This window comes from Selenomonas sp. oral taxon 137 str. F0430, from assembly GCF_000183625.1.
Lineage (GTDB): Bacteria > Bacillota > Negativicutes > Selenomonadales > Selenomonadaceae > Centipeda > Centipeda artemidis.
In genome coordinates this window covers 343,181-368,553 of sequence record NZ_AENV01000005.1, presented here as the reverse complement: position 1 = coordinate 368,553, position 25,373 = coordinate 343,181, and the positions used below count along the sequence as shown (strand labels likewise).

Below are 25,373 nucleotides of genomic sequence, written 5' to 3'. Positions count from 1 at the left end.
GCTGCATGTCAGCAACATGGGAGATTATAGACGAATCCCATGCGGTTGTCAAGGAAATATTTTTGGAGAGCAGGCACACGTAAAGAGGCGCCGCTGCCCGGTCTGCCTAAAGCGCCAGTTCCCACTCATGGAACCGCCGCAAAGAGAGGCGATGCGCAATACTGACGACGGTGCTCTCGGAACAATACACGCGCAAAAGGCCGTACATCGCTTCCTCATTCGCGTGATCAAGAGCCGATGTTGCCTCGTCCAGGAAGAGCCACGCGGGCTTTTTCAAAAAGACACGCAGGAATGCAATGCGCTGCTGCTCGCCAAGCGAAAGGGACTGTCCCCAATTCTCTTCGTCCGCCAACCGCTGCACAAGAGAGGAGAGTCCGCAGGCGCGGAGGAGATCCCGCAGGTAGTCGTCGCTGCACGGCATCTCCCGCTGCGGATAAATGATCGCATCGCGCAGCGAGCCAAGCGGGAGATACGGCTTCTGCGGCACAAAGAACGGGGTGAAGTCCGGCGGCGCCGCAATCTCTCCGTCGGCATAAGGCCATATGCCCGCAAGCGTTTTGAGCATCGTGCTCTTGCCGCGTCCGGAAGATCCTGTGATGAGGAGCCGCTCCCCCGCTGCAATCGTGAGGTTCAGATCCCGCAGCAGAATCTCACCGTCCGGTTTGTGCACGGTAAGTGCACGCGCCTCCAATACATGCTCCGAATGCACGCTGCGGCGCAGATGCGATCGACGCAGCATCTCCCGCGTGTCATCCATATGCCGGCGAAAATCCGTAAGGCGATGCACCACTGCCTGCAGCTGCGCAAACGACGCTTCGGTCGGCGAATAATAGTGCAGAACCAGATAGGCAAGCGCGTTTTCCACCTGCTGAAAGGCAACCGCCGTCTGCATGAGCCCGCCGAACTGCATCTCGCCGCTGAAGATCTTCGGTACCCCCACGAGATAGGGGAAGAGAAACGATATACGCCAATGCAGTGACGTCACCCATGAGAGCTGCCGCTGCTTCGTCATGAGACGGCGAAAGTTCTCCCATATTGAACGAAATCGCGCGGCGGCATCCTTTTGCTCTTTTGCTTCACCGCAGTAAGCGGCAATACTTTCGCCATATTCGCGCAGACGCGCCAAACCAAAACGGAAATTCGCCTCGTATTCCTGCTGCTTATAGTTCAGAGAAACGAGCGGTTTTCCAAACCAAACGGTGAAGAAGCAGCCTGCTAGAGCATAGGCCACGGCAAGCCACACCATATAGCCGTACACCGGCACCCCCGTCTCACCCACCGGCAGATAGAGCACGCCGGAGAGATTCCAAAGGACGACGCTGAACGAACAGATTTTCATAACGGCGTTCAAGATACCGAGCGACAGAGACAGAACATAGTTCACGAACAAGCGGATATCGTCGGAAATCCGCTGATCAGGGTTATCGATATCCTCTTCTCCGCCCCGCATCACCTGCATGAAGTAATAGGTGCGGTCGCCGAGCCACGTGCCGGTATAGTTGTCCACCACCCATGCGCGCCACCGTATCTCCAAATACTGCATGAGATAGTCGCGGTTCACCTCAATAAAGATGAAGGTCACCATGTACATCGGCCAAAATTTCAGATAGTAAAAGAAATGCTCCGGGGAGACTTCTTGAATGGTATTGTAAAAGTCTTTCTGCCAGGCGTTGTAATACACCATAATGGAAACATAAACGAGCTGCATCGCGATAATGGCGACAGCCAGCAGCCGCGCCTTCCATTTATAATCGGACGTCCAAAATCCCCTGGACAGCAGCCATATATCGCGCAAAAATGCGCGGTTCAAATTTTTCACGTGCTCCTCCTGCAAAAACGGCAGGCTTTAGGCAGCCTGCCGTCTTTTCTATGTACGATACGATTTAGAGATCCGCTGAAAGCGAGAGGAGGAACGTGCGCGGATTGCCGACGGTCACGCCGTAAGCGCGCGCCTGCCAGTATTTGCGGTCAAAGAGATTATTGACGCTGAGCCGCAGGGTCATCGGCGTTTTCCCGGATTGGAACTTGTAGCGGAGTCCAAGGTCAAACGTCATGTAAGACGGTACGCGGACGGTATTTTCCGGATTGATATACGCCGCTCCGGTATGGGTAAGCCGTCCCGTTACGGTCAGCCCGGGGATCGAGGGGATGTCGTACTCCGCGTTCAGAACGGCGGTCAGCCGCGGCGCGGCCATCGCAGATTTCCCGTCAAGCAGCCCCCTATTGGTGCTGATCTTTTTCGCATCGAGGTACATGAGCCCTCCGAGCAGGCGGAATCCTTTCTTCGGCTCGCCGAAGACGTTCACCTCGATGCCGCGGTGCCGCTCTTCGCCGTCCAATACGACAATATGTCGACCGGGCGTCGTCGTCCTATTGATCGTCGAGGGCAGCTTCGTACTGAACGCGCTGACGGTTGCCGCGATCTTGCCCATATCGTATTTTGCGCCGATCTCATACTGTTTCGTCTTATATGGAGAGAATACCGTGCCGTTGTTGTCCGCATTGGCGTCGTCAACGGTACCGCCCTGCTGGAGACCTTCGATATAGTTGGCATAGACGGAGGTGCGCTCGTTGAATTTATGAATGAGCGCGAATGCAGGTGAAAACGCACTTTTATCATACTGTCCCGTCACACGCCCCGTCGCACGGCTGAATGACCGCTGTGATATCTGTTGGAACCGCCCGCCTAGAATAAGCTGCCAGCGGTCATCCGCCGTGGAGAGCACATCGGAGATGCTGAGCCCCTTCAACGTGGTGCTTGCGAATTTCGGAAGATTTTTCGTGCCGCGCTTTACATAATTCGACGGCCAAATCGCATTGGGGTTTTGCAGGCTCATCGGTGCCGACGATCCGCTGGGACTGCCGACGAACGAGTGGCTTGTAATATTAAGCCGGCTCGCCGAAACGGAAATCTGGTGGTCGATGCTGCCTGTGCGTGCCTTTCCGCGGATGCCGACCATCTGCGTATTGGCGCCCGATGATTTCGGGAAATATGTGTAAGAACTCACATATACCGTATCAGGCGGGGTAAAGCGGAGCGTGCCATAGGAATAGTCCTGCTCTGTGTGACGCAGACCGACGGCAAGATACGCCATCCAGTCCTTGCTGAGATCGTATTCATACCACGCCATGCCGAACGTATCCTTCGTATCGGCAATGGTACCGCGCACACCGAAGTTCAGCGTGTTGCTCGGCAGGGTCGGCGGTGTCGTGATCTGCGCAAGTACCGCATCGCTGAATTTCAGCGGCATACTGGCATTCTTGACCTCTCGATGCAGATAGCCGGCGTCGAGGGCAAAGCGCGAACGGTTCCCGCGAATATCGAACGCGATCGTCGCGGCGGTCATCTTATCCTTCTCATCATCGCGCACGGTCGATCCGTTGCGGTGCGATATGTTGAACCGGATGCCGTACTTATTATTCTCGCCGAACCGCTGTCCGAGGTCGAGATGCGCGCTCGTCTGCGTGCCGTTGCCGAATCCCATCGTGAACCGCTTGAGCGGCTTGTTCTCGGCGCGCTTCGGGATGAGGTCGATCGTCCCGCCGACCGAACCGTTCGGCGACATGCCGTGCAGGAGGACGCTCGGTCCCTTGAACACCTCGACGCGCTCGATGGCGTCCATGCTCACCTGATAGTTCGGCGCGATGCCGTAGAGCCCGTTATAGCTCATATCCTGGCTCTGCAAATCAAACCCGCGGATCGTCCACATGTTCGTCGCCGTCGAGCCGGACTGCGTGTGCACCGAAGGATCGTTCGCCACGACGTCGTCCACCGTCTGCGCCTGCGTGTCCTCGATGAACTTCGCCGTGTAGCCCGTGACGGAGAACGGCGTGTTGAGGAAGTCGCGCTCGCCGAGCGAGCCGAGGTTGAGTTTGCGCGAGACCTGTCCGCCCGCATAGTCGCTTTTGTCCGTCAGCTCCGAGAGCGGCTCGCGGCGCGCCGTAACGACAACCGTATCGAGATCATAGACTTCCGCATCGTCGTCAAGACCGTAGACTGTGGACGCCTCACTATGAGAAGGATCTACCCCCCCCGTTTTCAGAATTTTCAGCTGCAGCAAATACAGTAGTCCCGTACAGCAATGTTCCGCTTGCAAGCAGAGATAATAATATGCTTTGGCGAATATGATAAGGCGACATGACGATTCTCCCTTTCCTCCGAATCCCCAATTAGAAAATCCCATTGTAAAACAAAAAGTAATAACAGTCGTATTATAAACGATATAGATTCTCATTACAAGTGGTTGTATAGAAAAAGGCACCGTGCACATCCATTTTACGCGTGCACGGTGAAGAAGTGTATATTTTCCAGTTTTAGAAAGGTTCTGTAGGACAAGAAAGATTGCGGCACATGCTCCGTTTCTATATAGCGGACGGCAATTATGCCGTCTTTTGTACTCAGTCATCCCGCGCGCGCAGCAGGAGCGCCGCATTCACGACGACAAAGACGGAGCCTGCATTATGCCAGAGCGCGCCCGTGACGGGCGTCAACATCCCGAGCGCCGAGAGCATGACGGCAACGAAATTGATGCAGAGGCCGAGGAAGATATTCTGCCGCACTTTCCACATACAGCGCTCCGCCATCGCGAAAAGATGCGGGAGCCGCCGCACGCCTCCCGCAACGAGCACCGCATCCGCGGACGCCGCCGCGATGTCCGAGCCGACGCCGCCCACGGCGACTCCGACATAGGCCGCCTTCAGCGCGAGCGCGTCGTTGATGCCGTCGCCGACCATAGCAATACGGCGCCCTTCGTCCGCAACATAGTTCATCTTATCGGCAGGGAGAAGGCTGCTCCTCAGCTCTGCAATCCCCGCCTGCGCACCGATATGTTCCGCTGCGGCGGCGCTGTCCCCCGTAAGCAGGACGGTGTCGATGCCCCGTGCGTGCAGCGCGGCGACGACGGCCGCAGCCTCTGCACGCAGCGTATCGGCGAGCGCGACGATGCCGATAATCTCGTCATCCACGACAACGCAGCTGACCGTCGCGCCCTCCCGCGCATACGCAGCGACACACTGCGCGGCTGTATCGATCGCCGTATATCCCGCGAGCAATGCAGGGCTCCCGACCGTAATCTTCCGGTGCTCGACCTCCGCCGTGATGCCGCGCCCCGCGCGCACCTGCGTATCCCGTGCCGGCGGCAGCGGCATTCCATGCTCCAAATACGCCGCGACGACGGCGCGTCCCAGCGGGTGCTCGGAATGCTGTTCTGCAGCTGCTGCAAGGCGCAGAAGCTCTTCGTCGGTATACGCGCCCGACAGCGCGCGTACGGCAACAACCCGAGGCGTCCCGTGCGTCAGCGTCCCCGTCTTATCAAAGGCGACGGTCTGAACCCGGGCAAGCCGTTCGAGCGCATCTCCCGTACGGATCAAAACGCCGTGACGCGTGAGGTTGCCGATGCTCGCCGCGACGGCCGTCGGCGTGGCGAGCACGAAGGCGCAGGGGCAGAAGACGACAAGCACTGTAACGCCGCGCACGAGCTCGCCCGTCCCCCACCAGACGAGCAGCGCACAGGCGAGCGCGATACCGACGAGCCATGAGGCCCAACGGTCGGCAAGGCGCACGATGGGCGCCTTTTTCGCATCCGCTTCACGTGCAAGTGCGATCATGCGCTGGAGGGAGGAATCCGTCGCGGCCTTCTCCGCCCGCATGGTAAATGTGCCGTAGGTGTTCACCGTGCCGCTGATGACGGCGTCGCCCGCACGCTTATCCACGGGCAGGGATTCGCCCGTCATGACGGCGGCGTTCACGGCGCTCTCCCCCGCCGTCACCGTACCGTCGACGGGTACGGTTTCGCCCGCGCGCACGACCAGCAGATCGCCCGACCGCACCGCCTCCGCGGGAACCGTCTCCTGTACGTCTCCGCGCAGGCGGTGCGCCGTCTGCGGCGCGAGCGCCGCAAGTCCCTCGAGTCCCGCACGCGCCCGCGCGACCGTCCAGTCCTCAAGCAGCGTGCCGATCTGCATGATGAGCGCGACCTCGCCCGCAGCGAAGTACTCCTTCGTCAGCAGCGCAGCGATGAGAGCGAGCGAGACGAGGACACCGGCGCGGATGTCAAAACCGTCCATGATGCCGCGCCCCGCGACATAGAGAATAGGAACGCCACACAAAGCGACCGCAATCCACGCGGGATCAAAGGGCGCCGCGGGAATACCCGCAAGGCTCATCACGAGCGCCGCCGCCGAAATGCCGGCGCAGAACAGCGTCGGACGCGGCGCGCTCTTCAGCCACGCTTCGATCATCGTATTTCCTCCTCCGCTATATATCAAAAATATCAAGCTCATTCAATCCGGGACATAGCCTACAATATAATCGCAACATGTGCAAGCCGCAACGCACACGGATATCAATGACGACGAACAAACGGAGACCGCGCGAAACGCATGCGTTTCGCGCGGTCTCCGCCGTATATCAGGCAGTCTTCAGTTATTTACCAGAACATCTGCACACGCGTATAGAGCGTCTCGGCGGATTTTCCGGTGTTCAGCGACTTGCCGTGGAAATATCCGACGTCGATGTTCGTGTTCATCATCGGCGCGAAGCTGCCGCCGACGACCCAGCCCTTCGTTCCGAACTCCCCGTCATGTACGGGCGTCTTGTACGTCTGCCGGTGGATCTCATAGGTCGGCATGAGCGTACTGTAGCCGCCGAGGCGGCGATAGGCGACATACGCGCCCCACGAGCCCGGATCCTTCGTGTTGGATCCCTTATAGTTCAGCTGGAAGTTATACGACCGATTGTAATTATCCGCTTCGGTATTTTCCGCAAAGCGTGCGGCAAGGGCGACGTTCTTCGTAAAGCTGTACTTGCCGCCGACCGACCAGATAGACGCCCGATTGCTCGTCCCGTTCCTGCGGTACTGTGGCAACAGACGGAATGTATCCGCTTCCCAGCGGCGATAGGCGACGCCTGCCTGCAGTTTTCCATTCGCATAGTCGATGCCGATGCCCTGATGGTTCGACGTATCGCCGCCCGCCGGCACATAGCCGGAGATCCCGACGTGCGCGCTCTTCATATTCCAACGCCCCGCCTCCGCCATGACCTTCACCTTCGAGCCGTAGGTGGCGATGGCGCCCGAGAACCACGAGTCGGCGACAAGCCCGTCGTCGGAATACGACCAGAAATGGGACATCTTTCCGAACTGAAGCCGCAGCTTTCCATAGTTGCCGTCCGCGTAGAGGTAGCTGAGTGCCACATTACCCGCTTGATCCTTGGCAAGGGCGGTGGTTCCCGTCAGACGAGCCTTGACGCGCCAGTTTTTATTGATTTCAGCATTCGGCAGCAGGCGTACTTGCAGCATATTCGTATTGTGCTTATCCGTCGTCCCGTCCCGACGCTCGTCGCGATAGCTCAGGTAGACGTAGCGCAGCTCGCCTTCCCACTTCACCATATCGGCGTTGCGCTCGAGGTTCGAGACGCGAACGCCGAGATTGTTCAGCTCGTCCGCGAACTCCGCCGCAAGGCGGTCGACCAGCGCGCGGTCCGATGCGGACAGGTCGCCCTTCGCCATCGCGCGCGCCGTCATCTGCGCCATCTCGTAGCGCGTGATGGAGCGGTCGCCGCGGTAGGTGCCGTCGCCGTAGCCCTCGACGACGCCGTCCGCCGCGAGCTGCGTCACGGCGTCGTACGCCCAATGGTCGCGCGGCACATCGCTGAACGGGTTCGCCGCGGCCGCGGCAGAGGAAGAAAGCGCGCCGATGAGCGCTGCGCCGACGAGAGCGCTGAGCATATGTTTTTTCATAAAATCCTGCCTTCCCTTTCCCAGGTCAAAATCTCTGCACATTGTCTATTCGACCGTAACGTCCTTCGTCAGCAGATAGTAATCCAAGGGGAAAATCTTGACGTTCTTGACATTTGATTTGCCCGCCAGGATTGTCATCGGCACCGTGAGGAACAGCGTCGGCTGGTCCTCGATCAGCTGCCGCGCCGCGGCCTTCACGAGCTCGTCCTTGCGCGCGGGATCCATCGCCGTCGCCATCTCGTCAAGGATCGCGTCGAACGCGGCGCTCTTATAGTGCCCGCGGTTGGACGTGCTGTCGGAGTAGAACATGCCGCGCAGCCACGAATACGGATCGTTCGTCGCCGCGACCGCCCAGTCCTCCTCCAGCAGATCGAAGCCGCCGACGGAGTCCACCTTATCCGGCTCCTGCACATGGATCATCTTGACATCGACGCCGCCCTCGCGCAGCTGCGACTCAATCGCCTCGTAGAGGGTGGTCTTGTCGCCCCACGTCGCAAACTTCAGCGTCAGCGGCTGCCCGTTTTTCTCATACATCCCCTGCGCATTTTTGGTATAGCCCGCCGCGGCAAAGGCCGCATCCGCTTTAGCAGGATCGTGCGTGATCTTCTCCCCGGGATGACCGTACGGAATGCTCGGCGGGAACGGCTCGCCCGCCGCTACCGCATTGCCGTACACCTCCGCGAGGGCCTCGCTGTCAAAGAGATAGGCGAGCGCCGTGCGCAGATTCTTGTCGCCGAGCACGCCCTCCTCGTTCGTCGTCAGCATCTGCACGCGCACGCCGGTCGTCTCATAGATCCCGTAGTTCGCATTATTCTCGAAAAGGGAGCGGTTCGCCGCCGAAAGCCGCTGGATGAGATCGAACTCTCCCGACTGGAGCGCCATCGCGCGCGACACGTCGTCCTCGACATTCTTGACGGTGACGGTTTCGAGGCCGGGCGTGCCGTCCCAATAGTGCTCGTTGCGCTTCAGCTGGATCTCTACCCCCTTGGTCCAGCCCGTGATCGCATAGGGACCTGTGAGCACAGGCGTCGAAGCGACCTTCGACAGATCCGCCTGCGTGTTCACGATGATGAATACGGGATCCGAAAGACTGGAGACGAACGAAGCATAGGGCGTCGTCGTCACAAAGACGAGGTCTTCCCCCTCTACGCGCATTTCCTTGATGCGTGCGATCTTCTTTGCCCGCTCGTTTTCATTCATGCTGCGCTCAATGGAGGCCTTGACCAGTTCCGGCGTCATCGGATCGCCGTTCTGGAACTTCACGCCCTGACGGATATGGAACCGCCACGTCACGGGATCGACATTCTCCCATTTGTCCGCGAGCTGCGGAATAAACTCCATATGCTCGTTGACCGCAACGAGCGTCTCGCCCGCGCCGATGCGCGTCAGCGTCCAGCTGTCCCACGCGTGCGCGGGATCGAGCGTCTCGCCGAACCACCAGATCGCAAGATTGAGGTGGCCCGCCGTCGTCTTCATCGCGTTTCCGCCGCAGCCGACGAGCGCCAAAAGGCTTACGCCGAGCAGAAACATGGACAGTATTCGTTTCATCAAAAAACCTCCTGAACCAAATAAACCCCTTCATAAAAGCTGCTGCGCGTGCAGGAGCGCCTGCGTCGCCGCATGCTCCGCCTGCGTGAGCCGCGCCGCATCGAGCGTCTCGACAAACTTCCCCTCATAGAGCACGCAGACCCGCTGCGCAACCCGCTGCACCGCGCCGAGATCGTGACTGACGAACAGCCCCGCAAATCGGAACCGCCCGCGCAGCGCCGCAATCAAATCGAGAATCTGCCGCTGCGTGATCACATCGAGCGCGCTCGTCGGCTCGTCAAAGAGCAGGATGTCGGGCTGCTGGAGCAGCGCCCGCGCGATGATGACGCGCTGCAGCTCGCCGCCCGACAGCTGATGCGGGAGCGCATCCAGCACGCGCGGCGGAAGCTGTACCTCACCGAGCATCGCGGCAACGCGCTCCTCCAGATCCCCCCGCGCCGCCTCCTTATCGTATGCCAGCGCGCTGCGGAAAAATTCCCGCATCTGCATGCGCGGGGAAAACGCCTCGCGCGGATCCTGAAACACCAGTCGGACGACGCCCCGATAGGAGACCGATCCGCTGTCCGGCTGCTCGATCCCCGCGATCACGCGAAAGAGCGTCGACTTGCCGGAGCCGCTGGCCCCCACGATGCCGACCATCTCGTCGCGCACCACCGAAAGCGAAACGCCCCGCAGCACGTCGAGCATCCCCTCGCGCGTCCGAAAGGACTTGTGTACATCCTGTACCGTAAGCACGGCGGCGGTCTGCTCCCGATCCTTCATCTCCTTCCCGTTCACGGCCGCACCTCCAATACCGCAGACAGCAGTTCCTTTGTATAAGGATCGGCGGGATGCGCCGTGACATCCGCCGTTTTCCCCGTCTCCACCACGCGTCCCCCGCGCAGAATCAGCAGCCGGTCACCGAGATACGCCCCCGCGCGGATATTGTGCGTCACAAAAATCAGTGCGGCGCCGTCCTCCTGATAGGTCTTCATGCGATTCAGAAAGTCGAGCGATGCGATCGGATCGAGCGCGCTGGTCGGCTCGTCGAGCAGGATGAGCCGCGGCGAAAGCGAGAGCGTCATGGCGATCGCCACGCGCTGCCGCTCGCCGCCCGAGAGCTGGAACGGATAGGCCGCATCGTCGCCGAGGAGCGCCCTCCCACGATAGCGAATCTCGCCGCCGCAGATACGCCCCTCGTGCGGAAGGATGCCCAGAATCGCACGCAGAAGCGTGGACTTTCCCGAGCCGCTCGCGCCGATGACAGAGAGAGACTCCCCCGCCGCAAGTTCGACGCTCACATCGTCCAATACGATTTTGCGCGCCACCTCAATCGAAAGCCGGGACACCGAAAGCAGCGGCTGATTTTCCCGTTCGCTCATGCTTCCCGCGCCTCCTTTCTGTGCCCGCGCTCCCAGCGCGGCTCGAAGATGTCGCGCAGCTCATCACCCATCAGGCTGAAAATAACCACCGTGATGAAGATTGCCGCGCCCGGGAACATGAGCAGCCACGGCGCCGTCTGCATATAGTCCTTCGACCCCATGAGGAGCATGCCCCACTCGGGCGTCGGCGGCTGAATCCCGATGCCGATGAGGGAAAGGCCCGCAACGGTAAGAATAATGTCGCTCAGATGCTGGAAGAAAAACACGAGCATCTGCGGGATGACATTCGGCAGCACATAGCTGCGCAGCCTGCACGAAAAGGGAATACCGGAAACATCCGCATAGCGCACATACCACTTCTCTCGTTCCGTGCGGACGATCGTGCGCGTGATGCGCGCATACTCCGCCCACGTCGTGATGAGGATCGCAGCGATGATGTTGAACACGCTCGGTCCCAGAAAGCCGACCAGAGCGACGAGAAAGACCCGGCTCGGGAACGCGAGGAAGAAGTCGATGATCCCCGTACAGACGAGCTGCACGCGCCCGCGCGTCATCGCCATCGCAGCGCCGACGCCGATGCCAAAAGCCGCGGAAAGCACGCCGCTCACAATCGAGACCATGAGGCTCGCCTGTCCGCCGACGAGCACCCGTGCGAGAAGATCGCGGCCGAGCTGATCCGTGCCCATGAGGTGCTGGGCCGACGGCGGCAGCAGACGCGTCCCCGTATTCGTCGCATAGGCGTCGTAGGAGAGAAACGACGGTGCGGCGAACATTGAGAGAACCCATAGGATCAAGAGGACGACAAGCGCGACAAATGCCGGATTGCGCCGCATCCGCGCAAAAAAGAGACTCATCCCCGCACCTCCTGCGCACGCACCTGCGGATTGAGCCACAGACACAGAATATCCATGACGAGGTTAACAACGATAAAAACCCCCGAGCCCCACAGTACATACGCCTGCATCAGCGTAAAATCATTGTTCTTGATCGCCTCCACCATGAGGAAGCCCATGCCCCGCCAGCCGAAGATCGACTCGATGACCACGGTGCCGCCCAGCAAATTGCCGAGGGAGATTCCCAGCATCGTGAGCACATTCGGCAGCGCATTCGGCATGAGGTACCGCCAAAGGATCACACGGTCGGACAGCCCAAGCGCACGCGCGCCCGTAATATAGTCCTTCATATGCTCCTCGAGCAGCGCCCCGCGCAGACGGCGGACGTAGAGCCCCACATAGTAGACCGCGAGCGCAGCCGACGGGAGAATCAGCCCCTCCATGCCGGAGGTGTTCATCGGGAGCAGCGATAATTTGACCGAAACGACATAGATGAGGATGAGCGCCAGCCAAAACGTCGGAATCGTAATGCCGAAGAACGAGCCGAACCGGATGACCAGATCGAGCGGGCGCCCGTGAAAGCGGAACGCCGCGATCGCGAGCGGCACGGAAATCACGATCGACAATATCATCGCACACACCGAGAGGCGAATCGTATTGGGAATCGCATCGGCCAGCAGCGTCGACACCGGCATGCTAAAGAGCAGCGAATACCCAAGGTCTCCCGAGAGGAGATTCTTCATCCACACGCCGTACTGCACCCAAAGCGGCTCATCCAGTCCGTAGAGCGCGCGTACTTCCGCAATCAGCTCCGGCGTCGGCACAATCCCCGACCGAATCATATAGAGCTTCACAGGGTCCGACGACGACGTGTGCATGAGGATGAACGTGATCACAGAGAGCAGGAACAGGATCACGAGCATCATGAGAAAACGCCGTAAAATCATACGCCACATATTTTTTTCCTTTCCCCATAGTCCCCATATCGCCGCCCCCCTGACCGCGGCAATATAAAAGCCCCTCTGCAAACGCAGAAGGGCCTGTCAAACAAGCGAACAGAGCATCCTCATCCCTTCCCGGCTGCACGCGAATACAGACGTAAGTCTCCGGCAGCAACGATGCCCTTGCGTCGTCCGGGGAGATACCCCCGCGCAAAAGCCCCGGCACACCGGCCGATATCGACGTGTATACAACTCCTATTCATACAGTATAGGCTGTGTTCGGCGGGATGATGCCAATACACAAATCGGATGCTCTGCGAACGGTCGGCATATCATGCCGCCGTCCTCTCTATGAATTTTATCTGATTGCAGTATAGCTTATGCCAAGAACCATTGTCAATACTTACCATTCCCCGGGACATGAAAAAACCGCACCAAACGCGACGTTCGCGCCGGTACGGCAGAGTATGCTGCTATAAAACGGGCTAGGCGCGAAAATCCCGCCTTGCGCCGCCCACCTAAGTGACGCGGAAGTTTCGATGCATAGCAAGGAATGAGGAGAAGGCGAGGGAAGGCGTAGTTTTAGACCTACGTCGACCGAAGTATTCGACGAAATGACACAGCTAGGCGCGAAAATCCCGTGTCACGCCTTATTCCTATCGAAAGGCACTTGACCTAATTCCAACTCCGGATTATTTTCGCGAATCCACCCGAGCGCCCATTCGTTATTGACAAGCAGGACGGGGTTGCCGTGCCTATCCCGGACGAACATGCCGCGGTCTGCGCCGCGCAGGTCGGAGGGCCTAACGGCGCGTCCGTCGGGGAACGCGAGCCAGCGTGCGGTCTCAAAGGGCTGCATCTGCATGGTGATGTCGACGTTGTATTCGTTCTTGAGACGATACTCAAGCACTTCGAACTGGAGCGTGCCGACGGTGCCGACGATGTAGCTGTCAAGCCCTGCGCCGACCTGCTCGAAGAGCTGTATCGCGCCTTCCTGCGTGAGCTGCTCAATGCCCTTGACGAACTGCTTGCGCTTCATGGTGTCCTTTGCGGCGACGCGCGCGAAGCGTTCGGGCGGGAACACGGGGAAGTCCTCGAATTTGAATTTGTGCGCGGGGTCGCACAGGGTGTCGCCGATGCCGAACACGCCGGGGTCAAAGAGCCCTACGATGTCGCCGGGATAGGCGGTGTCGATGATCTGCCTGTCCTGCGCGAGGAACTGCTGCGGCTGCGCGAGCTTGATGAGTTTGCCGCTCGGCGCGTGCCAGACGCTCATGTTCCGGTCAAATTTCCCGGAGGAGATGCGGATGAACGCGAGGCGGTCGCGGTGCGCGGGGTTCATGTTCGCCTGTATCTTAAAGACGAATCCGGAGAACTGTTCGTCGTCGGGTTCGATCACGCCGTCTGAGGACATGCGCGGCGCGGGCGGCGGCGCGAGACGGATGTACTCTTCGAGAAAGTTCTGCACGCCGAAGTTCGTCATGGCGGAGCCGAAGAACATGGGCGTGAGTCGTCCTGCGGCAACCGCTTCCTCGTCGAACTCCTCCCCCGCTTCGCGCAGGAGTTCGAGATCGTCCGCGAGCGCGGCGCAGGTCTCGGCGCCGACGCGATCCTTCCACGCGGGATCGTCCGGGGCAAAGATCTCGGAGGCGCGCGTCTCCTGTCCGTGGGTGCTGTCCTCGGCAAACAGCTCGATGCGGTCTTTCTCGCGGTCGTAGACGCCGCGGTAGGTGCCGTCGGTGCCGATGGGCCAGTTCATGGGATAGGAGCGAATGCCGAGGACGTTTTCGAGTTCGTCCATGAGGTCAAGCGGCGCTTTTCCGAAGCGATCGAGTTTGTTGACAAAGGTAAAGATGGGGATGCCGCGCTGTCGACAGACGCGGAACAGCTTCCGTGTCTGCGCCTCAACGCCCTTTGCCGCGTCGAGGATCATGACGGCGCTGTCGACCGCCATGAGTGTGCGGTAGGTGTCCTCGCTGAAGTCCTGATGCCCGGGGGTGTCGAGGATGTTGATGCGGTATCCGTCGTAGTCGAACTGGAGGACGGAGGACGTGACGGAGATACCGCGCTGTTTCTCGATCTCCATCCAGTCGGAGACGGCGTGCCGCTGCGTCTTGCGCGACTTGATGGAGCCCGCGAGATGGATCGCGCCTCCGTAGAGGAGGAGCTTTTCGGTGAGCGTGGTCTTGCCCGCGTCCGGATGTGAGATGATCGCGAACGTGCGCCGTTTGGCAATCTCTGCCGCGAGCTCTTCTTTTAACGTAGCCATGAATCTTCCTTCGGATTTAGGATAATGTCAGCGAGACGGGGCAATGGTCGCTCCCGAATACGTCCGCATGAATCTCGGCGGCGGCGATGCGCCCGCGCAGCTCCTCGGAGACGAGGAAGTAGTCGATGCGCCATCCGGCATTCGTCTCGCGCGCGTGGCGCAGATACGACCACCATGTATACGCGCCGACTTTGTCGGGGTAAAGTGCGCGGAAGGTGTCGACGAAGCCCGCCGCGAGGAGCTCGCCGAATTTGCCGCGCTCTTCGTCGGTAAAGCCCGCGTTTCGGCGGTTGCTCTTGGGGTTCTTGAGGTCGATTTCCGTGTGTGCGACGTTGAGATCGCCGCAGACGACGACGGGCTTTTTCGACCGCAGTTCGAGCAGGAACGCTCGGAACGCGTCCTCCCATGCCATGCGGTAATCGAGACGTGCGAGCGCATTTTGGGAGTTTGGTGTGTAGACGGTGACGAGATAGAGATCGTCAAACTCCATCGTGATGACGCGTCCCTCGTTGTCGTGCTGCGGGATGCCGATGCCGCGGGCAACGGACAGTGGCTTTACGCGCGTAAAGATCGCGGTGCCGGAATATCCCTTTTTCTCGGCGCTGTAAAAATACTGCTCATAGCCGGGCAGATCGAGGATCGCCTGCCCCTCCTGCATCTTCGTTTCCTGCAGGCAGAAGGCGTCCGCATCGAGTTCTTTGAACGACTCCATGAAGCCCTTTTTGAGTGCGGCGCGCAGTCCGTTGACGTTCCATGATACAAAGCGCATGAAAGTCCCCCTTTTTAGAGTGTTTTATAGGCGGACAGCGGCCAGAACACCATGACCGCCTTGCCCTTGATAAGGTCGTACGGCACGAATCCGACGTCGGCAAAGCGGCTGTCCTCGGAATTGTTGCGGTTGTCGCCCATGACGAAGATATGCCCCTCCGGGACGGTCATTTTGGGGTATTCGCTCCGCGTCTTTTCGAGGATGTAATCCTCGACGAGGATTTGGTCGTTGACGAGAACGCGCCCCTCGCGGATCTCGATGGTATCACCCGGCGTCGCGATGACGCGCTTGATGAAATCACGGCTCGGATCGCGCGGGTACTGAAATACAAGTATCTCCCCTTTTTCGGGCGCGCGGAAGCGATAGATGAATTTATTGACGACAAGCCGCTCCGACGACTCGAGCGTTGGTCGCATCGAGGGGCCGTCCACGACATAGAGTTCGACGATGAACGTGCGGATGAACATCGCGAGCGCCACGGCGACGACGATGGAGATGACCCAGTCCTTGATTTCTGAAGCGGTCGAATTTTCCTTTTCCATAAAATCCTCCTCTCATAACAGCAAAAATAGGGACTGCCGAAGCAGTCCCCATCGCTCTTACGATTAGCGCTTTTCCCGAATGCGGGCAGCTTTGCCCGTGAGACCGCGCAGGTAGTAGAGTTTCGCCCGGCGAACGATGCCGCGGCGCGTCACCTCGATCTTTGCGATACGCGGGGAATGCACGGGGAAGAGACGCTCGACGCCGACGCCCGATGCGATGCGGCGCACGGTGAAAGTCTCGCGGACGCCCGTGCCCTGACGTCCGATGACGACGCCCTCGAACACCTGAATGCGCTCGCGCGTGCCCTCGACAATGCGGGCATGGACGCGGACGGTGTCGCCCGGTGCAAACTGCGGAATGTCGGAGCGGAGCTGCTCCTTTTCCAGGACCTCGATGATATTCATTGTTTTCCTCCTTCGATCAGATGTTCACAGACGCCCTCTGCGCCCGGCGGACCATCTATACACATACTTGATGACTATAACATAAGATGCGCGCGGGTGCAAGGAAAAATTTTTCTAGTCCCTATTTTCGCCGTTCCGGTCGGAATCACGTCCGGTGCAGTTTGGCGGCGGCATGGCTTGACTTCGCTTTACGCCGCGTTTTGGCATATAGAGCGCCCAGTCCGGTTCACAGGTGACGCGGTTGCGTCCGTTTTGTTTCGACTCGTAGAGGGCGGTGTCCGCACGCTTTACGATGCAGTCTGCGGTATCCTCGTCGCTGCCGTACCAAACACCGACACCGGCGCTGCACGTAACCTGATCCGAGGGGTGAATGCGTTCCTCGGAGACCGCCTCGCGGATCACGTTGGCGAATGCCTGCGCCTGCGCACCGTCGTAGTGCAGGCAGAGGAGGATGAACTCCTCGCCGCCCCAGCGGATGAGTACATGGCGCCGATCGAGAAAGGCTTTGATCGTGCGGGCAAAATTCACAAGCACGACGTCGCCGACATCGTGACCGTAAGTGTCGTTGATGCGTTTGAAGTGGTCAATGTCAAACATGATCAGTGAGAACGGCTCGCCTGTGTCGCGGGCAATCCGCATGAAGTCGTGCACTGCCGACGGAAATTTGTTGCGGTTGTAGCAGCTCGTGAGAGGATCAACCTCCATACGCTTTGTGACCGCATCCACCTGACTTTCGAGCGATGCGGACAGATCGGAGAGATAGCGTTCGTTCGCCGCTCGGTCAAGGATCAGCCGTACAATAAAGAATGCCACTGTATAGATGCCGAACGGCAGGAGGTAAGTGTTCCACGCAAAGACACGGAACTGGAACGACAGCCCATCAAGAACCGCAAGTATCGACAGTGCGGCAAACGCAATGAGGATCGGACGGCAGTACATATTCCCCTTTTTGTGACAGCTCCAAAGCCAATAGGCTGTTGGAATGCCGCAGATAACGAGCGTGGGATAGAAGAAGAACCGCATAAGATACATGCCGTATAAGCCGCAGAGCTCAAGCACAACCGCGGCGAGAATAATGGCGATGTAGGCGTAGGAAACGCGCAGGACGCGCTTTTTATAATCCTCATCGATCACATGGTAGATGAGCCAATATCCCGCGAGAATGATGAGATATGCCGCCGTCATCTCGACATACCACCAGAACACAGGATAATCGAGCCAGAGCAGCATGAGACTCGATGAGCCAAGCATCCACACAAAGAATATGAAGAGGAAGGTAATCAGACGCACATAGGTGGCGCGCAGTTTCTTCTCGGTGAAAAAGTAGACGCCGAGCAGAATGATGAAGATGACGAGCGCCGTCACACCGCTGACATAGGGGAAATCATGGAGAAATACGTGTTCGATCAAATGGGAGGATTTATCCAGCCGTACACGGTCAAACTGTCCAAGAACCCACCGGTTGTCGGCATACACCTGCATGACAAGATGCCGCCCCGACGCCCAGGCAGGCAGGTTGACGAGGTGCCACTTGCGCCCGTATGTATAGTCGCGGTGCTTGAGTGCACCATAGCGATAGATGGGAAGGCCGTCGAGAAACACCTGCACGGACTGATCGTTCGTCGAGAAAAAAAGACTGTCATCCGCCGCCGTATTCAGAGGAATAAACACGCGTACCCAAACGTAATGTTCATCGTTCGGGACGGCAACGCCGTACTGTGGATTGAATTTCCGCCACTGCCCCTCTTCCGGCGAAAAATTCGGCGGCCGCTTCGCGGGGGTCTGCGGCATTGGTGTGCTTTCTGCCCAGTATTCCCATTCCAAATCGGTCGCCGCCGCAGATACCGAATGCCCGAAGCATAGTATAACTGCAGCAATCAGCGTCCCGATCAGCGAATACAGATGCGATCGCACACACTCACCTCCCCACATTGTTCATTCGTTGAAAATAAGTTTTTCTTAAGTGCACTTCAGGGACCTTTGACTATTTTTGCCAACGCACGCCGCACCGTCTCCTCCGGCACATCGGCGCGTACCTCCGTGCTCCCGATGCCCTTCGCAAGCACCCAGTGAAGACGCCCGCCGACGGTCTTTTTATCGTGAAAGAGATCGGCGTACATCGCATCAGGCGCGACGCCCTCCGCGCACAGCGGCAGTCCGACACCGCAAATCAAGGCTTCGATGCGTGCGCGCTCCTCCGGCGAGAGCAGCCCCATCTCCTCACTGATATACGCCGCACCGACCATTCCGACGGCGACGGCTTCGCCGTGGCGATAGCGTGTGTAGCCCGTCTCCTTCTCGATCGCGTGGGCAATCGTGTGTCCGAAATTGAGGATGCGCCGAAGCCCTCCCTCGTACTCGTCGCGTGCGACAACGTCCGCCTTGATCTCGCAGGATCGTGCAATCATATGGACAGCGCTGTCCCGTTGGAGAGTGCGCACATCGCCGGTGTGTTCCGCAAGCCATGTGAAGAAATCCGCGTCGGAAATGATGCCGTATTTGATGATCTCCCCGAGTCCCGAAGCGATCTCACGCGGCGGGAGCGCGTGCAGGAAATCGAGGTCGATAAAGACCGCCGCAGGCTGATAGAACGCGCCGATGAGATTCTTTCCAAGCGGATGATTGACGGCGACCTTGCCGCCGACACTCGAATCCACCTGTGCGAGAAGGCTGGTCGGAATCTGGACAAAGGGCACTCCGCGCATATACGTTGCCGCGACAAATCCCGCGAGGTCGCCGACAACGCCGCCGCCGAGCGCAAAGATCGGCGATTTCCGATCAAGCCCCAGCTCGATGGCACGCGTGTAAATGCGATTCGCAGTCTCGAGCGATTTCGACGGCTCCCCCGCAGGGATCGTGACGATCTCCGCCGCAATCCCCGCGCGTGTGAGTGTCTCGGCGACCTGTGCGCCATAGAGCGCGCCAACCTGCGCGTCGGTCACGAGCAGTCCGCGCGAAGAGAAGTCCGCCGCGCGCACGAATGCCGCGAGCTCGTCCATGAGTCCGCCGCCGATATAGATATGATAGCTGCGCTCTCCGAGCGCGACTTCTACCGTCCGCATTGTTATTTTCTCCATATCCGTATGGTCTGCATAATATGCTCTGCGATCTCGAGCGGCGCGCGTCCCGTCGTGTCAACGGTAACGTCCGCGCCTGCGTAGAGGAGCCGCCGCTCCTCCATAAGCGCGGCGACGGCAGCGCGGCGATCCCCCGCATCCGCACGGTCGAGCACAGGGCGCTCGCCCCGCGCCGCAGTACGCGCAAGGATGGTATCAACGTCTGCGGTCAGTGCGACGATGATGCCGTTTTTACGCAGCGCTCGCATGTTCTCCGCGTCCTTGACAACGCCGCCGCCCGTCGCAACGACGAGGTTCCCGCGCGCCGCCGCCGCTGCAACCGCTTCCTTTTCGCGTGCGCGGAAGTATGGCTCGCCGTGGCGGACAAACATCTCGGGGATGGTCATGCCGTGCGCTTCCTCGATCTTTTTATCGAGATCGTGAAAAGCGCAGCCGAGCCGAGCTGCTAGAAGACGCCCGACGCTCGTCTTGCCCGTCCCCATAAAACCGATCAAAACGATGTTTTTCATACGTCCTGCCATCTGCTGTCAATACGCGCGCGATATGCCGCAAGGGACGCCATGAGATCCGTCATCGTATCCGCGTGGAACATGGTGCAGACCGCGTCCGCGAGTACGAATGAGAGCATCGCTTCGCCGACGGCGGATGCGGCGGGCACGGCACAGCAGTCGCTGCGTTCCTTTGCGGCAGACACTTCTTTCTTCGATGCGATATCGATCGTATGAAGCGGTGCCATGAGCGTCGGGATGGGCTTCATCACGGCGCGCACGACGAGCGGTTCTCCGTTTGTCATACCGCCCTCGAGTCCGCCTGCGCGGTTCGTGCGGCGATATGGACGCCCGTCCGCGTCCATATAGATTTCGTCATGAATCTCGCTGCCCGGCACATGCGCGCAGGCAAATCCCGCGCCGATCTCGACGCCCTTGATCGCCTGAATGGACATGAGCGCCCCTGCGAGCCGCCCATCGAGCCGCCGATCCCACTGCACATGTGAACCGAGCCCTGCGGGAAGCCCGCGCACAACGATCTCAAAGATGCCGCCGAGGGTATCGCCCGCCGCCTTTGCCGCGTCGATGCGCGCCTTCATGCGTACCGCGGCGTCCGGATCGCAGCAGCTCAGGTCGGCGCTGTTCGTGACGCCGATGTCCTCGTCGCGGATCGCCGCGCGGTTCACCGCTTCGCCGCCGATCTCCGTTACATGCGACGCAACGGTGATCCCGAGTTCCCGCAGCAGCGCGCTGCAGACTGCACCGACGGCAACGCGCATGGTTGTCTCCCGCGCGCTCGACCGCTCGAGGATGTCGCGTGCGTCCGTGCGTTCATATTTCAACACGCCCGTCAGATCGGCATGTCCCGGGCGCACCGCCGTGACCTTTGCACCTACGGGTGCACCGAAGGGATCCATGCGATCCGTCCAGTTTTCAAAATCGCGATTGACCACCTGCAAGGTGAGCGGCGAACCAAGGGTCTCGCCGAACCGCATTCCTGAAAGCACCGTGACGCGATCCGTCTCGATCTTCATGCGGTCGCCGCGTCCGTATCCGCGCTGTCTACGTGCGAGTGCATCGTCGATCGCCGCACGCGGGATCCTGAGCCCGGCAGGCACCCCCTCGAGTATCGCCGTGAGCGCCGCACCGTGCGACTCACCCGCCGTCATAAAACGCAGTCCGCCCATTGATATCCCTTCCCATGCCTATAATCCATAATCATTATCTATAATATTCTATTTGCGATACAAAAACAAGAGTGTAACCATAACATCACGGCAGATTTTTATCTCGTGCCTGTACCGTAGATGCGATTTCGACGATGAGCACACAGTGCAGGATTCCTTCGTCCGCCTTGATCTCCATATCGCCCAAGCGAACGGCACGCGCCCCCTCCGTGAGCGCATGCAGGAAATCGAGGACGGCGTAATAATTCCCGTGAAAGGACAGCTCGATTGGCAGGACGGTCAGAGCATCCGCACTCAGGGGCGGCTGCGGCGCGACAGCATCGATCGTCACGCCCGCCGCATGTGCCGTGTGCTCCACATCGGTGAGGAACGCGCCTTGACCGAGTATACCCGGAAGCGCGTCACTGTATGTACTGCGGCGCAGGTCAAGCCGGGCGGTCTCCGTCTCGTCCGCGCGGCGATATGATGCGAGCCGTGCGAGCTGCGTATGAGCTGCCGCACATTCTTTCTGTGCATTCAGACGCGCCGATGCGATATACGGCGCAAGGAAAAATACATAGAGCCCCCCGAGGATCAGCAGCCCGCCCGCGGCAATCCGCAATCGTCCGCACATCGAAAAACGCCCCATCCTCACACCTCGCTCCGCCATGCCGCGCGCAGGACAAAATGCACATGCGCAGGCTCTCCCGCCGCACCACGTTCATGCTCCGCGCGCTCGAGCGTAATACCGTCGGGGAATCCGGCATCTTCCTGCAGGCGTGTCATCATCGCAGTCAGAGCTGCATAGTGCACTGCCTCTCCTTCAATGCGCAGCATTTGCCCCTCCGTGTTGAGCGCTGTAAGACGTACGCCGTCCCCCGCCGCCGTGCCAAGCCGAATGAGCAGCGCCCTCAGCGGACGACTCTCCGACAGAAACGCACCAAGCAGCTGCGCCCGTTCTTCCATATTGGCACGCAGCTCAGTCTCTTCTTCCAACCGGTTCTGATCGGCGCTGTGCAGAAGAAGTTCCGCGCGCATCTCATCCCGTGCCTGCACGGCCGTCATATAGGAACCGATGTCAGACGCGATTCCCCAAAAGAGCACTGCGGCAAGGACGGCAACTGCCGCTGCAGCACAGCGGCAGAGGCTTGTTGCCTTCTGCGTGCTGCCCCAATAGCACTGTGCGGGCGTCTCCGGATGAAAGAGCAGTCCCGCGTAAATCGCGGGCAGCACTTCCTCGTCCACGGATGTCTCCGATTCGGAATTCGTCTGTGCCCACGGCAGCGGGGCGGCACGTGCCGCTTCAATCTGTGGGGCAAGCATACCGCCGCCCGGCGGACAAACGGTCAGGCGCTGCAGAGAAAGCCCCGCTTCGGCAAAAGCCGCATATACCGCCCGCACCTGTACTGCGGGCATCACCGCCGTCCAATAGCAATAGGGCGATACGTCGGTCAGCGGTGTGCAGCAAAGCATTTTCTCTTCGACATGGGCATCCCCCTCTGTCTCTGCGCGAATCGACCAGAGGAGCGCGCGCCGCAGCTCCTCGCCGGTGAGAGCTGCAGGCAGTTCCCGCTGTACAGTATCCGCGGCCGCTTCAGGCAGGGCAAGTGCAAGCGGCAGATGGGTCTCCTCCCTGCGCGCGAGTTCTTCCCGAACGAGCGCCGCGAGCCGCCCGGGATCGTCCTCCGCCCGCCACACATCCGTTGTCCTGCGCAGCATAGACACCGACCATACACCGGCAGTATCGTCCGGCGCGCAAAGATGCGCATAGACGAGACCGTGTGCGCTTGGATAGATGCCGACCGCTTCGCGCACAGGATGCAGATATTTAGAAAAAACGCTGCCAAACATAGCGTTCCTCCCTCTCATGCTTTTTCATAGCGGCGCGCACGAGCTTGCCGCGCAGCCAGTCCGCACCGTCGTCGATATGCGGCTTTTCATGATCCACGGCGGCGGCGATCAGATAGATCTGCCCACCCGCACGTGTCTCGACAAAGACGCGCACCTCAATATCGCCCGTCACGGGAACCGAGCCGACGGAAAGCTCCTTGCGCCGCCCCCATTTCGGCATTTCCCCATACGCCTCAGAGGACTGTTCCAAGGCCGCAGCAGCCGTCTCGATCCCGCTCTCCGCCGCAAGCCGCAGTTGGGTCTCGCGCTCATACTCTGCGGCAATGATCGTACTTGTGCGCATAAAATGAACCGCGCCGAGCGCGAGCAAGAGAACAGCCGCGAGCATCCCGAGGCCAAGCACTGAAACCGCACCGCGCTCATCACGGCGCAGGACATCAGCGCACATCTCCCTGCCCCTTTAGATACACACGCGTCTCGAGCGTATACGTATGTCCTGTGACGACACTCTCCCCCGTCATGCGGATGTGATAAAGCGGCACCGCATCCTCCTGCTCAATAGAAAGTTCCGAAATATGTACGCCCGCACCTGCAAATGAGCCTGTCATGGGAAACGACGCATAGTTGACGACCAGACGCCCCGCATCCACCCAATACCGCGTCTGCATCCGCCCCGTCTCAATATTCCTCTGCATTTCGTATCCACCTTGAAAATGCGGTTCAATGCGGTCAGAGAGGAGCGCTGACTCAACGATACGGGCAAAGGCGCTCTGCATCTCCTGCCGCAGCTCCGCATCCGCAATCTGCCGTTCATAGTTTTGCCGGCTCCATAGAACAGCAACCATGAGAAAAGTCAGGAGAAGCACAATGATCGGGAGCCCTGCCGCAAGCTCTGCGAGAATCATGCCCGTCTCTTCCGCGCGCTCTTTATGTCCCGCTCTACGTCCCATGTGCCCGCAGCCTCCGTACAAACTCCGCAGTCCGCTCATGCCCCCATACCGTCCATGAGATGCGCAGCGTCACGTCATAAAATATACCATCGGCCTCAATTTGTATTGTCATCGTATAGTCAACGTCATTTCGTAATACGGTTATGGTATTGCTCTCTATATGCTCTCCCGCATCGAGCCGCGCTTCCAGCAGAGAAAATTCTTCCCGTGCGATGAGCGCCGCATCCATGCGCGTACGCCCCTCCGCTTCGAGCAGTGCCGTCCGCGCAAAGATACCAAGCACCGCTGCCATAGCGAGAACAATCAACCCAAGCGCAGCGGTCTCGAAGAGAAGGTAGCCCGCAGCATCATTCTTCGCCGCCCGCCGTCTCACGGTGTCCCCCACGCAAGACGAATCCGCGCCGCACGATCGATAACGACGTCCACAAAATCCTCCTTATGCCCAAGAGCATAGACGCGAATCGTCATATTCCCGCCCTCCCACGAGATGCCCCCGTTCCCGTCAAATACAGCAGGACGGTCGCTGCGGCTGTCACGTTCCAGACGTACGAGCGGCAATGTGCTGTGCGATTGGACACGCCCTTCGAGGTGATGGCGAATATCATAACCGTCTGAACGGATGAAGAGGGTCGGCTCGCGAAAGCCCGCCCGATCCCGATCGAGCACGTAGAGTACAGTCGCGGTCGTACGGCTGATCGCCTGTATCCGGCGCAGCTCTGCAGCCAGCCGCATCGCTTCGTACGTCACTGCCGCCCGCGCATAGACGCGGTGTCCCAGCGGCAGCGCCGCACTGAGCAGCACTGTCAGTATGGACAGCCCTATGAGCATCTCGACAAGCGCCATGCCGCGCATCTGCGCACGCATCAGGCAAGCCCCCAATAGAGCCGCCAAATCACATCGCCGCAAAGAAATGCGAGATACCCGCCTGCCGCGAGGCAGGGGCCAAAGGGGAGCGCATCGCGCCGCCCTTTGCGCCTCGTCAAAAGCAGGAATGCCGCCATCATGCCGCCGATGAGAAATGCCGTCCACACGGCGATAATTGCCGATTCCCAACCGAGCCACAGCCCTATGCCGAGGGCGAATTTCACATCGCCGCCGCCCATACCGCCCCGCGCGGCAATATATAGGCAATAAAATAAGACGCCGCAAAGCGTCCCGCCAAGAATCGCATCAATGAGAGGCATCGTCAACCCACCCGCCGAAAAAACCACGCCCGCAAAGGCAAACGGCAGCGTAATGCAGTCATACAAGAAGCCGTCACGCACATCCAAAAACGCAAGCCAAAGGAGCACCGCCGAAAACAGAGTGCCCACGAAGAGCCGCACACCCATGCCGTTCACCACATAGACCCCGGCAGAGGCAAGTCCCCACAAAGCGGCGAGCAGGATTGCGGGTCGGCGCGACGGAGCCAGCCGACGTGCCATTTCCCGCATC

24 protein-coding genes are annotated in these 25,373 nt (G+C 59.6%); all 24 read right to left on the bottom strand.

Annotated elements, in window-relative coordinates; genetic code table 11:
* Positions 1-106 precede the first annotated feature (106 nt).
* A complete protein-coding gene (locus HMPREF9162_RS02995; protein ID WP_009752725.1) occupies positions 107-1,819 on the bottom strand; it encodes an ABC transporter ATP-binding protein/permease in 1,713 nt (570 codons plus the stop codon).
* A 64-nt stretch (positions 1,820-1,883) separates the two neighbouring features.
* Positions 1,884-4,061, bottom strand: a complete 2,178-nt coding sequence (locus HMPREF9162_RS02990) for a TonB-dependent siderophore receptor (RefSeq protein ID WP_009752701.1) — start codon at positions 4,059-4,061, stop codon at positions 1,884-1,886.
* Positions 4,062-4,398: 337 nt separating this feature from the next.
* The gene (locus tag HMPREF9162_RS02985) at positions 4,399-6,240 is read right to left on the bottom strand and encodes a cation-translocating P-type ATPase (RefSeq protein ID WP_009752601.1); all 1,842 of its coding nucleotides are present in this window, start codon (positions 6,238-6,240) and stop codon (positions 4,399-4,401) included.
* Positions 6,241-6,428: 188 nt separating this feature from the next.
* Positions 6,429-7,739, bottom strand: coding sequence for a porin (locus HMPREF9162_RS02980; RefSeq protein WP_009752496.1), 1,311 nt, complete (start codon positions 7,737-7,739; stop codon positions 6,429-6,431).
* Positions 7,740-7,784: 45 nt separating this feature from the next.
* Positions 7,785-9,287, bottom strand: a complete 1,503-nt coding sequence (locus HMPREF9162_RS02975; protein ID WP_009438279.1) for an ABC transporter substrate-binding protein — start codon at positions 9,285-9,287, stop codon at positions 7,785-7,787.
* 30 nt (positions 9,288-9,317) lie between these two features.
* Positions 9,318-10,064 carry an ABC transporter ATP-binding protein gene (locus tag HMPREF9162_RS02970; RefSeq protein WP_009438281.1) on the bottom strand — a complete coding sequence of 249 codons (747 nt, stop codon included), beginning with the start codon at positions 10,062-10,064 and terminating at the stop codon, positions 9,318-9,320.
* On the bottom strand, positions 10,061-10,648 hold the full coding sequence (locus HMPREF9162_RS12905) for an ATP-binding cassette domain-containing protein (protein WP_009752741.1): 588 nt from the start codon (positions 10,646-10,648) through the stop codon (positions 10,061-10,063). The genes HMPREF9162_RS02970 and HMPREF9162_RS12905 overlap by 4 nt, the downstream gene beginning before the upstream one ends.
* Positions 10,645-11,502: an ABC transporter permease gene (locus tag HMPREF9162_RS02960; RefSeq protein ID WP_009752508.1), complete on the bottom strand. Its 858-nt coding sequence runs from the start codon at positions 11,500-11,502 to the stop codon at positions 10,645-10,647. The genes HMPREF9162_RS12905 and HMPREF9162_RS02960 overlap by 4 nt, the downstream gene beginning before the upstream one ends.
* Complete coding sequence (locus tag HMPREF9162_RS02955) at positions 11,499-12,428, bottom strand: ABC transporter permease (protein WP_256359068.1); 930 nt, start codon at positions 12,426-12,428, stop codon at positions 11,499-11,501. Before HMPREF9162_RS02955 ends, HMPREF9162_RS02960 begins: the two co-directional genes overlap by 4 nt.
* Positions 12,429-13,065: 637 nt before the next feature.
* Entirely contained in the window at positions 13,066-14,691 is a 1,626-nt protein-coding gene (locus tag HMPREF9162_RS02950) for a peptide chain release factor 3 (protein ID WP_009752606.1), read from the bottom strand.
* A 16-nt stretch (positions 14,692-14,707) separates the two neighbouring features.
* Positions 14,708-15,460 (bottom strand): exodeoxyribonuclease III, encoded by a 753-nt coding sequence (locus HMPREF9162_RS02945; RefSeq protein ID WP_009752680.1) that lies wholly within the window; start codon positions 15,458-15,460, stop codon positions 14,708-14,710.
* A gap of 14 nt (positions 15,461-15,474) precedes the next feature.
* Positions 15,475-16,002 (bottom strand): signal peptidase I, encoded by a 528-nt coding sequence (gene lepB / locus HMPREF9162_RS02940; protein WP_009658497.1) that lies wholly within the window; start codon positions 16,000-16,002, stop codon positions 15,475-15,477.
* Between the two features lie 63 nt (positions 16,003-16,065).
* Complete coding sequence (rplS, locus tag HMPREF9162_RS02935) at positions 16,066-16,407, bottom strand: 50S ribosomal protein L19 (protein ID WP_009438265.1); 342 nt, start codon at positions 16,405-16,407, stop codon at positions 16,066-16,068.
* Between the two features lie 114 nt (positions 16,408-16,521).
* Positions 16,522-18,321: a diguanylate cyclase gene (locus HMPREF9162_RS02930; protein ID WP_009658472.1), complete on the bottom strand. Its 1,800-nt coding sequence runs from the start codon at positions 18,319-18,321 to the stop codon at positions 16,522-16,524.
* A gap of 56 nt (positions 18,322-18,377) precedes the next feature.
* Positions 18,378-19,469, bottom strand: a complete 1,092-nt coding sequence (aroB, locus tag HMPREF9162_RS02925) for a 3-dehydroquinate synthase (protein WP_009438288.1) — start codon at positions 19,467-19,469, stop codon at positions 18,378-18,380.
* Between the two features lie 2 nt (positions 19,470-19,471).
* Entirely contained in the window at positions 19,472-19,993 is a 522-nt protein-coding gene (locus tag HMPREF9162_RS02920; protein WP_009752689.1) for a shikimate kinase, read from the bottom strand.
* The gene (gene aroC / locus HMPREF9162_RS02915) at positions 19,990-21,159 is read right to left on the bottom strand and encodes a chorismate synthase (protein WP_009752583.1); all 1,170 of its coding nucleotides are present in this window, start codon (positions 21,157-21,159) and stop codon (positions 19,990-19,992) included. Before aroC ends, HMPREF9162_RS02920 begins: the two co-directional genes overlap by 4 nt.
* A gap of 85 nt (positions 21,160-21,244) precedes the next feature.
* On the bottom strand, positions 21,245-21,787 hold the full coding sequence (gene pilO / locus HMPREF9162_RS02910) for a type 4a pilus biogenesis protein PilO (protein ID WP_254655345.1): 543 nt from the start codon (positions 21,785-21,787) through the stop codon (positions 21,245-21,247).
* A 2-nt stretch (positions 21,788-21,789) separates the two neighbouring features.
* Positions 21,790-22,989, bottom strand: coding sequence for a PilN domain-containing protein (locus tag HMPREF9162_RS02905; RefSeq protein ID WP_009752729.1), 1,200 nt, complete (start codon positions 22,987-22,989; stop codon positions 21,790-21,792).
* A complete protein-coding gene (locus HMPREF9162_RS02900; protein ID WP_009752763.1) occupies positions 22,967-23,437 on the bottom strand; it encodes a hypothetical protein in 471 nt (156 codons plus the stop codon). The genes HMPREF9162_RS02905 and HMPREF9162_RS02900 overlap by 23 nt, the downstream gene beginning before the upstream one ends.
* The gene (locus HMPREF9162_RS02895; RefSeq protein ID WP_009752637.1) at positions 23,427-23,939 is read right to left on the bottom strand and encodes a hypothetical protein; all 513 of its coding nucleotides are present in this window, start codon (positions 23,937-23,939) and stop codon (positions 23,427-23,429) included. The genes HMPREF9162_RS02900 and HMPREF9162_RS02895 overlap by 11 nt, the downstream gene beginning before the upstream one ends.
* Entirely contained in the window at positions 23,929-24,312 is a 384-nt protein-coding gene (locus HMPREF9162_RS02890) for a hypothetical protein (protein ID WP_009752759.1), read from the bottom strand. Before HMPREF9162_RS02890 ends, HMPREF9162_RS02895 begins: the two co-directional genes overlap by 11 nt.
* Positions 24,309-24,803, bottom strand: a complete 495-nt coding sequence (locus HMPREF9162_RS02885) for a Tfp pilus assembly protein FimT/FimU (RefSeq protein WP_009752602.1) — start codon at positions 24,801-24,803, stop codon at positions 24,309-24,311. The genes HMPREF9162_RS02890 and HMPREF9162_RS02885 overlap by 4 nt, the downstream gene beginning before the upstream one ends.
* On the bottom strand, positions 24,803-25,372 hold the full coding sequence (locus HMPREF9162_RS02880) for an A24 family peptidase (protein ID WP_009658473.1): 570 nt from the start codon (positions 25,370-25,372) through the stop codon (positions 24,803-24,805). Before HMPREF9162_RS02880 ends, HMPREF9162_RS02885 begins: the two co-directional genes overlap by 1 nt.
* Position 25,373 lies beyond the last annotated feature (1 nt).